At 70.4% G+C, this 14,792-nt stretch carries 12 protein-coding genes; 3 read left to right on the top strand and 9 right to left on the bottom strand.

The window, feature by feature from the left end; genetic code table 11:
* Nucleotides 1–24 precede the first annotated feature (24 nt).
* The 8 genes from FKO37_RS26635 to FKO37_RS26600 form a co-directional block, all read right to left on the bottom strand.
* On the bottom strand, nt 25–2,388 hold the full coding sequence (locus FKO37_RS26635) for a DPP IV N-terminal domain-containing protein (RefSeq protein WP_238606223.1): 2,364 nt from the start codon (nt 2,386–2,388) through the stop codon (nt 25–27).
* Nucleotides 2,389–2,476: 88 nt separating this feature from the next.
* Nucleotides 2,477–3,256, bottom strand: coding sequence for an enoyl-CoA hydratase/isomerase family protein (locus tag FKO37_RS26630; protein ID WP_238606222.1), 780 nt, complete (start codon nt 3,254–3,256; stop codon nt 2,477–2,479).
* Nucleotides 3,257–3,275: 19 nt separating this feature from the next.
* Complete coding sequence (locus FKO37_RS26625; RefSeq protein WP_238606221.1) at nt 3,276–4,286, bottom strand: acyl-CoA dehydrogenase family protein; 1,011 nt, start codon at nt 4,284–4,286, stop codon at nt 3,276–3,278.
* Entirely contained in the window at nt 4,286–5,413 is a 1,128-nt protein-coding gene (locus tag FKO37_RS26620) for an acyl-CoA dehydrogenase family protein (RefSeq protein ID WP_238606220.1), read from the bottom strand. Before FKO37_RS26620 ends, FKO37_RS26625 begins: the two co-directional genes overlap by 1 nt.
* Nucleotides 5,407–6,867, bottom strand: a complete 1,461-nt coding sequence (locus FKO37_RS26615) for an aldehyde dehydrogenase family protein (protein ID WP_238606219.1) — start codon at nt 6,865–6,867, stop codon at nt 5,407–5,409. The genes FKO37_RS26620 and FKO37_RS26615 overlap by 7 nt, the downstream gene beginning before the upstream one ends.
* A gap of 128 nt (nt 6,868–6,995) precedes the next feature.
* Nucleotides 6,996–7,667: a TetR/AcrR family transcriptional regulator gene (locus FKO37_RS26610; protein ID WP_238606218.1), complete on the bottom strand. Its 672-nt coding sequence runs from the start codon at nt 7,665–7,667 to the stop codon at nt 6,996–6,998.
* An 81-nt stretch (nt 7,668–7,748) separates the two neighbouring features.
* Nucleotides 7,749–8,258 (bottom strand): flavin reductase family protein, encoded by a 510-nt coding sequence (locus FKO37_RS26605; protein WP_238606217.1) that lies wholly within the window; start codon nt 8,256–8,258, stop codon nt 7,749–7,751.
* A 37-nt stretch (nt 8,259–8,295) separates the two neighbouring features.
* Nucleotides 8,296–9,438, bottom strand: a complete 1,143-nt coding sequence (locus FKO37_RS26600; RefSeq protein ID WP_238606216.1) for an LLM class flavin-dependent oxidoreductase — start codon at nt 9,436–9,438, stop codon at nt 8,296–8,298.
* Nucleotides 9,439–9,684: 246 nt separating this feature from the next.
* Here FKO37_RS26600 and FKO37_RS26595 point away from each other — a divergent pair, with 246 nt between their 5' ends.
* The 3 genes from FKO37_RS26595 to FKO37_RS26585 are packed head-to-tail and all read left to right on the top strand — an operon-like array spanning nt 9,685 to nt 12,395.
* Nucleotides 9,685–10,860: a thiolase family protein gene (locus FKO37_RS26595; RefSeq protein WP_238606215.1), complete on the top strand. Its 1,176-nt coding sequence runs from the start codon at nt 9,685–9,687 to the stop codon at nt 10,858–10,860.
* Between the two features lie 12 nt (nt 10,861–10,872).
* Nucleotides 10,873–11,637, top strand: coding sequence for an SDR family NAD(P)-dependent oxidoreductase (locus FKO37_RS26590; protein ID WP_238606214.1), 765 nt, complete (start codon nt 10,873–10,875; stop codon nt 11,635–11,637).
* A complete protein-coding gene (locus tag FKO37_RS26585) occupies nt 11,634–12,395 on the top strand; it encodes a crotonase/enoyl-CoA hydratase family protein (protein WP_238606212.1) in 762 nt (253 codons plus the stop codon). Before FKO37_RS26590 ends, FKO37_RS26585 begins: the two co-directional genes overlap by 4 nt.
* Here FKO37_RS26585 and FKO37_RS26580 read toward each other — a convergent pair.
* Nucleotides 12,392–14,707 (bottom strand): LuxR C-terminal-related transcriptional regulator, encoded by a 2,316-nt coding sequence (locus tag FKO37_RS26580; protein ID WP_238606211.1) that lies wholly within the window; start codon nt 14,705–14,707, stop codon nt 12,392–12,394. The two genes, FKO37_RS26585 and FKO37_RS26580, sit on opposite strands and share 4 nt — an antisense overlap.
* Nucleotides 14,708–14,792: the final 85 nt, after the last annotated feature.

Genomic DNA, 14,792 nt, shown 5'->3' with positions numbered 1-14,792 from the left:
GCGGACAGTCCCGGGCAGCGCGTCTCAGGTGACGTGCAAGCGCTCGCCGGGGGCGACGTCCAGCCGGTGATGCCGCAGCGGCTTCCGGCCCTGGACGTGTTCGACGAAGTAGTCCCAGAGCCGCTTCTGGCAGTACGGCTCGGTCGTGAAATGGTGGTTGCGGCCGGGCAGCGGCAGCACGTCGAAATCCTTGCCCGCGTCGATCAGCGCGCCGATGAACCGCAGGACGCCGGACGGTTCGACCTGTTCGTCGAGATCGCCGTACACGATCGCGAGCCGGCCGGAAAGCCGTTCCGCGTAAGCACTTGGCGCGACCTGCGCGTGGTAGGGCGAGATTTCGCCCGGCGTGCGTTTGGCGGAGCGCCCGTCGCCGTAGTCCGGTTTCCCGAAGTGCGGTTCGTTCACGTACGCGGCTGACGCGCCCGGGTCGAGCGCGGGTGCGCTGGCGAACCCGACGGCGTAGAAGTCCGGTTCGAGCAGCATCGCCATCACCGTTCCGTAGCCGCCCGAGGAATGGCCGCTGACGCCGACGCGCGATAGGTCCATCCACGGCCGGGTGCGGGCGGCGTCCTCGATCGCGGCGCGGTGGTGCTTGATGCCGAACCGGTCCGGTTCGTGCCAGGTCAGGTCGCGGAACGCACGCGAGCGGATCGGCGTGCCGGGGCCGTCGAGCAGGACGACGACGAACCCCATCTCGGCCAGCGAGTGCAGGCCGAACATGAACATGCCGTTGAGTCCTTCGAGGAAGCTGCGCGGCTGGGCCAGCACCTGGTGGCCGCCGTAGATGCGTTCCAGGACCGGCCAGCTGTCCCGTTCGGCGAAGCGGCGCGGTTTGACGAGCACGCCCCAGACATCGGTCTCGCCGTCGGCGGCCTTGGCACAGAACGTTTCCGGGCAGGTCCAGCCGATCTCGTCCAGTCCGCTGACGTCGGCGCGCGCGAGTTCGGCGACGGTGTTGCCGTCGGCGTCGCGAAGCCGGATCACCGGCGGAAGGTCGACGCGGGAAATGTTGTCCACGAAGTACTTTCCAGACGGAGCCAGGCAGGAGTGCCGGTCCGCGCGCTCGCCGCTGTCTCGGATCACGGTGCCGGACGGGACCGCCGGGAACGCGTGGTCAGCGTCCTCCGGGGTCAGGCATTTCAGCCCGGCGTTGGGCCCGTCGCCGTCCAGTTCGACGCGGTACAGCGAGCGCAGGTACGGATTCCTCCCGGGCACGACCCCGCCCGCGGTGAAGAACACCTGCCGCCCGACCGCCCGGACCACGTCCTGGACGACCCACTCGCCGTCGGTGACCTGCCGGGCCTTCCCGGAGGCGAGGTCGATCAGCCACAGGTGCGGCCAGCCGGAGGCGAAGGTGAACCAGAGCAGTTCGTGGCGGTCCGGCAGATACCGGACGTTGTCGTCGTGGAACCACACGTTGTTGAATCGGAACATGTGGTCGTGTTCGAGGTAGCCGACGCGGGCCTCGCCGGTGGCGGCATCGATCTCGACCGCTGCCGCGCAGTCCTGTGCGGTCGTGGAGGCCAGGGCGACGATCGTGCCGTGCCCGGTCCACCAGGCGTGCCAAGGCAGAACGCGCAGTTCGCCGGGCAGCTCGCCGACCCGCACCCGGGAGCCGTCCGCCACGGCCACGACGTACCACTCCCACCGGGAGTCCTCCGCGTCACCCGTCATCTTGCCGCGCACGTAACGCACCTGTGGAAGCACGTCGCCGTCGTCCGGGATGTTCTCCACGAACGGATAAGCGGTCACCGCCCGCTCGTCGACCCGCGGAACCAGCACGTGGGTCCCGGCGGGATTCCAGAAGCAGCCGATCGTGCCGGGTGGCCTGCCTTCGCGGTCGCGGTCGATCCGGTCGTCGGAGGCGTCGGGGGCTTCCGCCCAGCCGTAATACTCCTCGCCGTCAGTGGTGAGCTGTCGTTCGCTGCCGTCCTCGGCGCGGACCCACAGGTTGTGGTCCCGGACGAACAACTCCTCGCCTGTGGGGCCGAGGAATCCGTTCGGATCCGGCTTCGGCACTTCCGCGCTGGACCCGTCGCGGGTGTCGATCCGCACCAGGGTTTCGCGGCCCTCGACCTCCGCGACGATGCAATCCCCGTCGTACTCGAAGGATTCAATCGGCAACCGGGCTGGGTCCGCGTCCAGCGCCCGCGCGACGACGGCGTGGTCGAACGCGGGCCGCCGGTCTCCGGTGGCGGCGTCCACCAGAACGAACTCGTGGCCGACGGGGCGCTCGTGCCGGAACCAGAACCGGTCCTCCCCAGGCAGCCAGGTCGGGACTGTCAGCAGATTCGTCGCCCGGCTCAGCAGTTCGCCCGGCCACAACTGCGCGGCCCGTTCGTAGTCCTCCGGGGTCAGCGGCCGATTGGCCTGATTGTCCGGCGTCATCGTGTCCTTTCCGGAGCACTCGTGCCTTCCCCCGCGGTCGGCAACATACCAAACGGTCGGGATGTACTCAACCGAAACCGGAGTCCCGTCAGGAGCCGGTGAACCGGGGTTTCCGCTTCTCCCGGAACGCGGCCATCGCCTCCGCCGAGTCCTGAGTGGACTGCACGACCGCTTGTTCCGCCGCGACCATCGACAACGACGTCAGGAAGCCCACGTGCTCGCCCTCGCGCACCAGCCGCTTGATCGCCCGGATCGCGACCGGCGGCCCGTCCGCGAGCCGCCGGCACAACCGCGCCGCTTCGACCGCCAACTCCTCGGGGCTGTGCACCGAGAGCACTAGCCCGAGGTCGAGCGCTTCGTCGGCTTCGACGAAGCGTCCGGTCCACAGCAGTTCCAACGCCCGCGACTGCCCGACGATCCGCGGCAGCAAATGCGCACCGCCATCGCCGGGGATCAGGCCGACCCGAACGTAGGCTTCGGAGAACCGGGCACGGTCCGAGGCCAGCCGGATGTCGCAGGCGAGCGCCATGTCCATGCCCGCGCCGACCGCGACCCCGTCGACCGCGGCGATCAGCGGTTTGTCCAGTTCCATGGCCGCGGCGGCGACCCGGTGCACGCGCTGGGTGAGCACCTGCTGCCGGTCCAGCGTCGAGGTGATCTCGGCGAAGTCGTCGAGATCCACACCCGCGCAAAACGCGCCGTCCGCGCCGGTGACGAGCACGACCCGCACCGCGGGATCGGCGCGCGCCGCACGGAGCGCCTCGGCCCAGTCGTCCAGCATCGCGAGCGTGAAGGCGTTCTTGCGGTGCGGACGGTTAAGCAGGATCGTCGCGATCCCGTCGTCCACTGTGTATTCAAGGTCGGCCATCCGGCGGGTCCTTTCCGGGTCACGCGGAGACGAGCGGCCACAGACCGGACCGCCCGGCTTTCGTCGCGAGGTCGGTGAGCAGCTCGTCCCAATGCCGGACGGAGCCGAATTCCGAACGCCACGCGAGCGCGGCGGCGGTGAACTCGGGCAGCTGATGCTCCCGGGTGGTCCCGATCGCGCCGTGCACCTGATGCGCGTTCCGCACCACCGTGGACGCCGCGTGCCCCGCGCACGACCGGGCCGCGGCGATCCGGAACTCGAGGCTCGGATCTGCCCAGTCCGTGCGCACCGCCTCGGCCAGCGCCGCTTCGGTCGCCGCACGGGCCAGCTCGGCTTCCGCCGCGGCGTCGACGACAAGGTGCTGCACCGCTTGGAATTTCGTGAGCGGACGGCCGAACTGCGTGCGATCGCTCGCGTGCGTGACGGCCAGTTCGACGATGCGCTCGAGCGCCGCGCACACCTGCACCGCGCGCACGAGCGCGGCACGCAGTAGCAGGCTTTCGATCAGCTCGTCCGGCACGGAGACGGCCGGGAACATGCCCAGGTCAGCCGACACCCGGTCGCGCGGCTCCCCCGCGAGGTTCTTGCCCAGTTCGACCTTCAGGTTCGCCGTCGCCGCGTCGGTGACCCGCCACTTCCCGCCGCGCCGCCACACGAGTACCGCCCGCTCGCACTCCGAAACCCACGGGACCGCGGTCGCCGTCCCGTCGTCGCCGAGCAGGCAGATCGTGCGCCGCGCGCCGTCCGGGCCGATGCCGGCCTCGTCTAGCAGCCAGCAGGCCAGCAGGTCGTGCTCGGCCAGCGGCGCCCGCACCCCGTGCCTGGCGGCGGCGCGCAGCAGTTCCGCCGCCTCCCGCCAGCCCGCGCCGCTGCCGCCGCGCTCTTCGCTGCCAGTCAGCCGGACGAGGCCCAGTTCGTCGAGCCGACGCCACAGCTCCGGGTCGCCCGGCACCGGTTCGGCGCGCTCGGCTCGGTAGTCGGCGAACACCGTGGTCATCAGGTCGGACACCGACTGGTCCACCGCGGACATCAGCGCATCCCCAATCCCCGCGCGACGACGCCGCGCAAGATCTCGTTGGTGCCGCCGCGGAGGGTGAACCCGGGGCGCTGGACGACCGCCTCCTCGACCAGCCCGCGGAACTCCGGCGGCGAATCCGGCTCCGCGAGGAGGTCCGCGAAGTCGGCGATGTCGCCTTCGGTCGTGGTGCCGAGGATCTTCACCACCGCGGCGGCGGTGTCGGCGGGCTCCCCGCGCTCCAGCGCGCCCGCCACCGCGAGCGACATCTGGTGCAGCCCGGCCATCCGGGCCACGTACCGGCCGAGGTCAGACCGCCGCGCGACCGCGCCCAGCCTCGTCTGCTCGGCGGTCTCGGCCAGCAGCAGGAAGGTGGACAGGAACCGCTCCGGGCCGCTGCGCTCGTAGGCCAGTTCCGAAGTCACCTGTCGCCAGCCGTCGTCGATCGTGCCGAACACCAGCTCGTCCGGCACGAACACCTCGTCGAGGATCACCTCGTTGAAGTGGTGCTCGGCGTTCATCGACACGAGCGGCCGGATGTCCACGCCCGGCGACCGCAGGTCCACGATGAACTGGCTGAGCCCGGCGTGCCGCTGCTCCGGATCCCGCGGGCTGCTGCGGGCGAGGCAGATGAACGCGTTCGCACGGTGCGCGCCGGACGTCCACACCTTGGTGCCGGTGATCCGCCAACCGCCGTCGGCGCGCTCGGCCTTCGTCCGGACGCTCGCGAGGTCGGACCCGGAGTCCGGCTCGCTCATGCCGATCCCGAAGAAACACTCGCCCCGGGCGATCGCGGGCAGGTAGCGGCGTTTCTGCGCTTCCGTGCCGTATTTGAGCAGCGACGGGACGATCTGGCGGTCCGCGATCCAATGCGCGGCCACCGGTGCGCCCGCGGCGAGCAGCTCCTCGGTCACGACGAACCGCTCCAGGTGACTGCGGCTGTGGCCGCCGTACTCGGCCGGGACGGTCATCCCCAGCCAACCCTTGGCAGCCAGCGCGCGGGTGAACTCCTCGTCCCAGCCGACGAGCCACGAGTCGACGCGCGGACGGAACCGTTCAGCTTGGTCGGCGAGGAAAGCACGTACTTCGGCGCGAAGTTCCTGCGGCGAACGGGAGTCCGCGGTGCTGGCGGAAGCTACCAACGGGACACCACCAGTTTGTGGTCGGTGTAGAAGTGCAGCGGCCCGTCCCCGCAGATGTGCGTGTCGCCGAAGAACGACGTGCCCAGACCGCCCATGGTCATGTTCATCGGAGGTGCGGGGAAGGCGTTGACGCCGACATTGCCCGCAGTCGAGCCCTCCTCGAAGGCGCGCGCGGTGGAGCCGGAGCGGGTGTAGATCGTGGCCGCGTTGCCGAACTCGGTGTCGTTGGCCATCCGGATCGCGCTGTCGAGCGAATCGGCGCGGTGCACGTTCAGCACCGGGCCGAACACCTCGGTGCAGTCCGCCGACGAGCCCGGTTCGACGTCGACCAGCACGGTCGGGCCGACGAAGTACCCGTCGCTGGTGGCCTCCCCGACCGGCACCACGCCGCGTCCGTCGAGCACCGCCCGGGCACCGCCCCCGACTGCGGAGGTCACGTACTCCTCGATCCGCTGTTTGCTCCCCGCGCTCACGACCGGGCCCATCGTGGTCTTCGGGTCACGGCCGCCGCCGACGACCAGCTCCGACGCCAGCTCGACCACCCGATCGACCAGCGCGGTGTACACGCTGTCCAGCGCGACGATCCGGGTGCCAGCCAGACAGCGCTGCCCCGCCATGCCGTACGCGGACGCGACGATGCCCGACGCTGCCGCTTCCAGGTCCGCATCGTCGGCCACGACGATCGGGTTCTTCGCGCCGCCGTTGGCCTGCACCCGCTTGCCTTCTGCTGACGCGGCAACGTAAATCGCCTTCGCGACCGGTGTCGACGTGATGCACGAAACCGCCGCGACACTCGGGTGCGTCACGAGCCGGCGGACCGTGTCCGCACCGCCGTGCACGAGGTTCAGCACGCCGTCGGGAAGCTCGGCCTCCTGCAGGATCCGCACGAGATGCGTCGAGGCCAGCGGGTCCTGTTCGGACACTTTCAGCACCAAAGTGTTGCCGCACACCAAGGACCACGCGGTGAACTGTGCCGGGTTCATCACCGGGAAGTTGGCGGGCGTGACCGCCGCGCACACGCCGACCGGGATCCGGACGTGCCGCGCGTCGAGACCGGCGGCGATGTTCCCGCTCGCGGACTGGAAGAACATCGGCGCCGCGGCCGCGCAGTCCATCGCCTCCATCAGCCTGCCGACCTCGCCGCGCGCCTCGTCGAGCGTCTTGCCCTGGTCGAGGCTGACCGTGTGCGCCAGTTCTTCGGCGTCGCGCTGCACGAGCGACTTCATCCGCTGGACGTACTGCACCCGCCGGTTGAGCGAAAGCGCCGACCACGGTCCGAAAGCCTGTTCCGCGGCCGAAACCGCGTCGTCGACGTCACTGTCGGAGGCGAATCCGACCTCGGCGATGCGCGTGCCGGTGGCCGGATCGAACACGTCCCGCGACGCCGTGCCCGAACCGGCCCGCCACTGGCCGCCGATCAGGTGCCGCGGCTGCTCTTCGACCCTTGCGTTCATTCCTCGACCTCATCCGCAGAAGACTTCAGTGCACAATCCGACTGGTTGGTATCTAGCGTAGCCACGGGAGCATTCTCCCGTCAATAACAGAGAAAACCGGCCGTGCGGCCGAGGCCGCCGCGAAAAACTCAGGCGCGCTTCTTGGCCTTCGGCAGCTGCCCCTTGCGCAGGCCGTCGACCACGATCTCGCCGAAGGCGTCGCCGATCTGGCGCGGCGTCATCGCTCCGCGCGGGTCGAGCCAGGTGTGCGCCCAAGCCGCCACGCCGATCACCGCGAACGCGAGCACGCGCGGGGTCGCGACCGGCTTGAACGCGCCCGCTTCGATCCCCTGCTCGATCACCTGCGTGACGAGCTGCTCGAACTCCTCGCGCTTGCGCCCGATCGAGGCGAAGGTCTTGCTCGACAGGAACCGGTGCTCCTGCATGAAGATGGAGATCTCGGAGCGGTAGATGCTGATCGGCTCGATCAGCACGTCGGTCATGATCCGGCGCAGCACCTCGTCCGGCTCGCCGCCCTCGTCCAGCACCGAATGCAGCCGCTTGAGCTGGAAATCGATGAACTGGTCGTGGATTTCGTGCAGGACGTCTTCTTTGGTGTCGAAGTGGTAGTAGAACGCGCCCTTCGTGAGCCGCGCCTCGTCCACGATCTTCTGCACCGACGTGGCGTGGAATCCGTCCCGCTCGAACAGCTTCAGCGAAGCGTCGATCAGCGCTTTGCGCGTGGCGTCCGGATCGCGGGGCGCCCGGGGACGACTCTGGGCGGCTGCGCGTTTTCCGGTGCGCGCCTGGGCGGCGGCCATCCGTGCTCCTCATCTGGCCAACCCGGACGGGTGGTGGATACCGACCGTTCAGACTGTAGCAGACGGTAACCCCTGACCAGCTCATCCTGCCAACCGCGCGCCGTCCGGCTGTGCGCCGGTGAAGAACGCCCGCCGCGCATACGCCAGTGCGTGGTGTTCCTCGGCGACGCCGCCTTCGACCACCGCCCCGACGAGGATGACATGGTCGCCCGCCTCGACGATTTCCTCAAGGCGGCACACCGCATACGCCGCCGCGTCGTCTGCGAGGATCGGGCCGCCCGCGCCTGCCCCGGGCCGGGTCCAGTTCGCCCGGTCGAATTTACGGTCCGATTTCGTCGCGAAGCTCATCGCGAGCTCCTCGCGCCCGCCCGCCAGGTAATTGATCGTGAACGCCCGGCTGTCCCGCACCGCGGCCAGCGTGTTCGACCCGCGGTCGAGACAGGCCAGCGCCAGCGGCGGGTCGAGCGACACCGAGCACACCGCGGACACGGTGAGCCCGCACGGTTCGCCGTCCGCGCTCATCGCGGTCACCACCGCGGCCGGCCCCGGGGCGGCCGCCATCACCGCCTTGAACAGCTCTGCTTCGATCATTTCCGCCACCTGTTCCTGATTCTCCGGCCGCGCCTGGTCAGCGCGGCGAACCGAGCACCGCCTGCGCCTCGTCCCGCACCTGTTCTTCCGCGTAGCGGACGCCGATGTCGCCGCCGACGTCGTGGGCCTTGAGCGCGGGCAGCACCTCGCGTGCGATGAGTTCGAAGTTCGCGTCCGCGACCTCGGCGGGCATCCCGCCGTAGGCCGGGACGAGCAGAACCGCGCCCGCATCGAGGAAATTCACGTACCCGAGCAGCTTTTCGACCACCTGCTCCGGAGTTCCCCACACCTGCAGGTCGGCGAGGAAGCCGCTGAACTTGTCGATGCCGTGCCGGGCGATGTTGCGGCTGAGCCCCGCGTAGTACTCGTAGCCCTCTATCTCGGCGAAGCCGACGTTGTCGAACTCGTAGTGCTCGACCGTGGAGACGGCGTAGCGCTGCAGGTACACGTCGCGCATCTCCTGCGCCTGCCGTTCGGTCGGAGCCGCGCCGACGAACACGCACACCACCGGCTTCGGCGCCTCGTGCCCGTTGATCCCGTAGAACCGCTTCCGGTATTCGGCGAGTTCCGCCTTCACCGTCTCCCACGGCTTCTGCGCGATCACCATCAGCCCGATGCCCAGCCGCGCCATGAGGTCGATCGACTCCGGCGACACCGCCGAGGCGAACGTGCGGCCGCGGAAGGACCCCCACGGCTCCGGCCGGATGTCCACGCGCGGCTGGGTGTAGACGTCGCCGCGGTACTCCAGCACCCCGCTCTCCAGCGCACCGGTGATCGCCTCGGTGTACTCGGTGAACAGCCGGCGCGACTTGCCCATCTCGACCTGGAAGCCCTCGAATTCGGCCCGGCCCAGCCCGCGCCCGATGCCCAGCAGCGACCGGCCCCCGGAGAGGTGGTCCAGCATCGTGAAGCTCTCCGCCACGCGGATCGGGTCGTGCCACGGCAGCACCGAAACCATCGTGCCCAGCCGCAGCCTGCTCGTCTGCCCAGCCACCCAGGACAGGAACTGCGGCACGTTCGGCGTCAGCTGGTAGTCGGTGAAATGGTGCTCGGGCGTCCACACCGAGTCGAAGCCCAGCCCCTCGGCCCTGGCCGCGTAGCGCAGTTCGTGCGCGTAGACGTCGCCGTCGGCGCGACGGCGCTCCAGGTTCTGGAAGACCAGGGTCAGTCCCGTATGCATCTCGGCTCCCCTTAGATTCCGACTAGTTGGTATGTAGAACCATATGCGACTTCGTCGACGATCGTCAATGCTTCCCATCCGTTCGCGGGAGTACTCCCCGATCCGATCGTTTCCACTGGGAAGCAACGGGTACCGCTCACTCAGAGGCTGCTATCTCAAGGACGGGCGAGCCAGCTCACTTCCCCTTCTTCAAACCAGTCGGTATGTTGACTTCCGGATCGGTTCGCCCGCACCGGAGGAGAGGCCATGCCGCAAGCCGTGATCGTCGACGCCGTCCGCTCGCCGATGGGCCGGGGGAAGGCCGCGGGTGCACTCGCCCCGCTGCACCCCGCGGAGCTGCTCGGCCAGGTACTCAAGGCGCTGGCCGAGCGCAACCGGCTCGATCCGAGCGAGGTCGACGACGTGCTCGTCGGCTGTGTGACGCTGTCCGGCGAACAAGCGGGCACCCCGGGCAGGCAGGCCGTGCTGGCCGCGGGCTGGCCGGTCGACGTGCCCGCGGTGTCGATCGAGCGCAAATGCGGTTCCGGCCAGCAGGCGGTGGAATTCGCCGCGGCCGGGGTGACGGCCGGGCTCTACGACGTCGCGATCGCCGCCGGGGTCGAATCGATGAGCCGGGTCCCGATCGGCTCGAACCGCCAAGGCGCGGATGTCACCGGACCGGCGGTCCGCGAGCGGTTTCCCGATCTCGTTCCGCAAGGCGTCGCCGCGGAACTGGTGGCGGCCAAATGGGGCCTGTCCCGGGCGGAACAGGACGAGTACGCCGCTCGCTCGCACGCGCGCGCGGCGGAAGCCCGTCGCTGCGGGGCTTTCGACGGGGAGATCGTGCCGGTAGAGGTGTCCGGGTCGGTGGTGGACCGCGACGAATCGATCCGCGAGGGCACCACGGCGCAGCGGCTTGCCGACCTCTCCCCCGCGTTCCGCACCGACGCACTGGCACAGCGGTTTCCGCACGTCGACTGGTCGGTGACGGCGGGAAACTCCTCGCAGATCACCGACGGCGCGGCCGCCCTGCTGGTGATGAGCGAGGAGAAAGCGGCGGCGCTCGGATTGCGGCCGCGGGCGCGCATCGTCGCGTCGGCGGTGTGCGGTTCGGACCCGGAGCTGATGCTCACCGGGCCGATCCCGGCGACCCGGCGCGTCCTCGAACGGGCGAAGCTGGCACCGGACGACATCGACACCTTCGAGGTGAACGAGGCGTTCGCTTCGGTGCCGCTGGCCTGGCAGCGCGAATTCGCCGTGCCGGAAGAAAAACTCAACCCGCGCGGTGGCGCGATCGCGCTCGGGCATCCGCTGGGCGCGTCCGGCGCGCGGCTCATGACCACGATGCTCGCCCACCTCGAAGCCACCGGCGGCAGGTTCGGCCTGCAGACCATGTGCGAGGCAGGCGGCATGGCGAACGCGACCGTCCTCGAACGACTCTGAAGGGAAGCACCCATGGACCTCACTGCGGCATCGGCGCTCGTCACCGGCGGAGCCTCCGGGCTCGGCCGGGCTACCGCGCGGCAGCTGGCCGGACGCGGCGCGGAAGTGGTGATCCTCGACCGGCCTGAATCGCGCGGGGCGGAGGTGGCCGCGGAGATCGGCCCGAACGTGCGCTTCGCCCCCGCCGACGTGCGGGACTCCGAAGCCGTCGGGGCCGCGCTCGACCTGGCCGAAGAACGGGCGCCGCTGCGCGCGGTCGTCCACTGCGCCGGGAAGGGCGCGACTGTGCGGGTCGTCGAAAAGGACGGCAGCCCCGGGTCTCTTGAGGACTACACCGAAATCGTGCAGGTGAACCTGATCGGGACGTTCAACGTCCTGCGCCTGGCGGCGGCGCGGATGGCGCGCAACGAACCGGTCGAGGGCGAGCGCGGGGTCTGTGTGCTCACCGCGTCGGTCGCGGCGTGGGAAGGGCAGATCGGGCAGATTCCTTATGCCTCGGCCAAGGCGGGCGTCGTGGGCATGACGCTCGTGGCCGCGCGCGATCTCGCCAGGAAACTGGTGCGGGTGGTGTCGATCGCGCCGGGCATCTTCGACACGCCGATCTTCGACCGGCACGGCCCGGAAGTGCGGGACAAGCTCGCCGCGACCGTGCCGCATCCGGCGCGGCTCGGCCGTCCGGAAGAGTTCGGCAGGCTCGCGCTCGCGATCCTCGACAACCCGATGCTGAACGGCGAGACGATCCGGCTCGACGGCGCGATCCGGATGGCCGCGCGATGACCGGCGTCCGCACCGAAACCGACCGCGGGGTCCTCGTCGTCACCATCGACCGTCCGCGCGCCCGGAACGCGATCGACCTGGCCGCTGCCGAGGCGATCGCCGCGGCGATGACCGAACTGGACGCGCGCGCCGACCTGTCCGCCGCTGTCCTCACCGGGGCGGGCGGCACGTTCAGCGCGGGCATGGACCTCAAGGCGTTCCTCGCCGGAGAGCGCCCGATCGTTCCGGAGCGGGGATTCGCCGGGATCGTCGAGGCCCCGCCGCAGAAGCCGATCGTGGCCGCAGTGGAGGGTTACGCGCTCGCCGGCGGGTTCGAGATCGCGCTGGCGTGCGACCTCATCGTGGCCTCGCGCACCGCGGTTTTCGGCCTGCCTGAGGTGAAACGCGGCCTTGTGGCGGCAGGCGGCGGGCTGCTCCGGCTGCCGCAGCGGGTTCCGTACGCGCTAGCGCTCGAATGGGCGCTCACCGGCGCGCACGTCTCCGCCGAACGCGCGGCGAAGGCGGGGCTCGTCAACCGGCTCACCGAACCCGGTCAAGCTGCGGCGAAGGCGTTGGAGCTGGCGCGGGCAATCGCTGCCAACGCACCGCTGGCGGTTCGTGCGACGAAGCGGATCATGACGCAGGCACGGGATTGGACTGCGGCGGAGGAGTTCCCGCGCAGCCGCGAGATCTCCGTCCCGGTCAGGGAATCCCGCGACGCGCAAGAAGGATCGCGCGCGTTCGCGGAGAAACGCGAACCGGTGTGGGAAGGCCGCTAACCTCGCGTAGCGACATGCGCCGCTAGCTGCGTGCGATTCGACAACCCCAGCTTCGACAAGATGTTGTCCACGTGCTTTTCCGCCGTGCGTACGGAAATCACCAGCATCGAGGCGATCTCGCGGTTCGTCATGCCCTTCGCGACCAGTTCGCTCACCTCCTGTTCGCGCCGGGACAGCGGTTCGCGCTCCGGTTCCGGGGCGGGAGCCGGTTCCCCCTCGCCCAGCGCGTACGCGACTGCGGCGTCCACCGACATCGCCGCGCCGGACGCGTAGGCCGAGCGGAACGCGCCCTCGGTCGCGCGGCGGCGGGCGTCTCCCTCGCCTTTCAGGTGGTAGACCCACATCCGCGGGATGCCTTCGAGCGCCAAGCCGACCTTGCGCAGCAACGCGTCCGCGGCACCGAGCAGGCGGGCCGCGCGTTCGGCGTCGCCCTCCGAGGCCGCGATCCACGACATCGCTTCCAGGCACACCGAATGGCCCAGCTGGTCTTCCAGCGGGCGCTTGAGGCGCAAGCTTTCCCGCTCCAGTTCAGCCGCGGCGGCGTAGTCGTTCTGCCGCCATTTCTCCACCCCGAACGCCCACAGCGAGAACGAGCGCCACCACGCTTCGCCGATCGGTGCGGTCGTCTCCTGGCACCGCACGTGCCACGCCGACGCCCGTTCGCTCTCCCCCGCCAGGCTCAGCGCCAGGCCCGCCTCGAACATCGAGTGGATCTCCCCGGTGCGGTGCCCCAACTCGGCGAACGCCGCGACCGATTCCTCCAGCCGTTCGATCGCGAACTCCAGATCGCCGCTGAAGAGCGCGAGCAATCCCCAGGTCTGCGCGACGAACACCGCGAGCTGCGCGTCCCCGGTCGCGGCGGCGATCCGTTCGCCCTCCTCCAGCAGCGCGGGCACCACGTCGTGGTCGCCTTGCAGGATCGCCAGCCACGCGGCGAGCCGCAGCGCGCGGCCCCGGTCCACGGTCGGCTCGGGGGCCGCGTCGAGCAACTGGCCGAGCCAATGCCTGCCCTCGCTGAGAAATCCCCTGGCGAGCCAGTAGTTCTCCACCGACCAGGCCAGCCGCAGCCCGGCTTGGCCATCGTGCGCGAGGCAGGAGTTCAGCGCGGCGCGCAGGTTCGCGTGCTCCCAGCGCAGCCGTTCCAGCCACTCCGCCTGCCGCGGGCCGGACCAGTCGGCGTCGGCGTGTTCGGCGAGCGTCACGAACCACTCTCGGTGGCGGCGGTCCAGCTCCGCCGACTCCGCTTCGGCGAGCCGTTCCCCGCCGTACTGCCGGATGGTCTCGAGCATCTGGTAGCGCGGTTCGCGAGCGTCCGCGACCCGGCTCAGCACGGATTTGTCGAGCAGCGCCGCCATCAGATCCAGCACCGCGGCGCGCTCGATCTCGCCGCCCGAGGCCACCGCTTCGGCGGCGTCCAGCCCGAATCCTCCGGAAAACACCGAGAGCCTGCTCCAGATCAGGCGTTCGGCGGGCGAGCATAGGTCGTAGGTCCAGTCGATCGACGCGCGCAGCGTCTGGTGCCGGGCCGGGGCCGTGCGGCTGCCCTGGGTCAGCAGGCGGTACCGGTCCCCCATCCGCGAGAGCAGCTCCGGCAACGGCAGCACGCGCAGCCGCACCGCGGCCAGCTCGATCGCCAACGGGATGCCGTCGAGCAAGCGGCACAGCTCGACAACCGGCCGCCGATTCGCCGCGGTCACCTCGAACCCGGGCACCGCGGCGGCGGCGCGATCGGCGAACAAGGTCACCGCTTCGCTCTGCGCGACGGCAGCCGCGGTGAGCGCTTCGTCCGGGTCCGGAGTGGACAGCGGCGGCACCGGCACGACCGCCTCGCCGGCGACGTTCAGCGCCTCCCTGCTGGTAGCCAGCACGGTGAGGCCGCTGCACGCGCGCAGCAAGGCGTCGGCGAGCGCGGCGGTGGCGGAGACCAGGTGCTCGCAGTTGTCGAGCACCAGCAGCACCTGCCGGTCGCGCAGGTGCTCGACCAGCGTGTCGAGCTGCCATTGCGCCGAGGTCTCGCGGATTCCGACCGCCGTGTTCACCGTGTGCCCGAGCAGCGCCGGATCCTGCACGTCGGCGAGCGCGACCACGTGCACGCCGTCGGCGAAGGCTCGCGACACCTCGCGGGCGAGGCGGAACGCCAGCCGGGTCTTGCCGACGCCCCCTGTTCCGGTGAGCGTGACGAGCCGGGAGCGCTCCAGCGCGTGCCGGGCGAGCGCGAGGTCCCGCCGCCGCCCGATGAACCTGGTCAGCTCCAGTGGGAGCGCACCCGGTTCGTCGGCGGCGTCGCCGTCACCTGTCAGCGGCTGGACCATCCCGGTAGTGTCCCCCACGCCCCCGCCCGGCGCGACGATCCGTTGCGGAATTGTCCGCACCGGACCGGACATCAGGCACGGGTCG

Origin of the sequence: Amycolatopsis sp. Poz14 (assembly GCF_006704225.1) — a bacterium.
Classification (GTDB): domain Bacteria; phylum Actinomycetota; class Actinomycetes; order Mycobacteriales; family Pseudonocardiaceae; genus Amycolatopsis; species Amycolatopsis nivea.
Note: the sequence above shows the minus strand (reverse complement) of the source record. Positions and strands in the feature narration are given on the sequence as shown.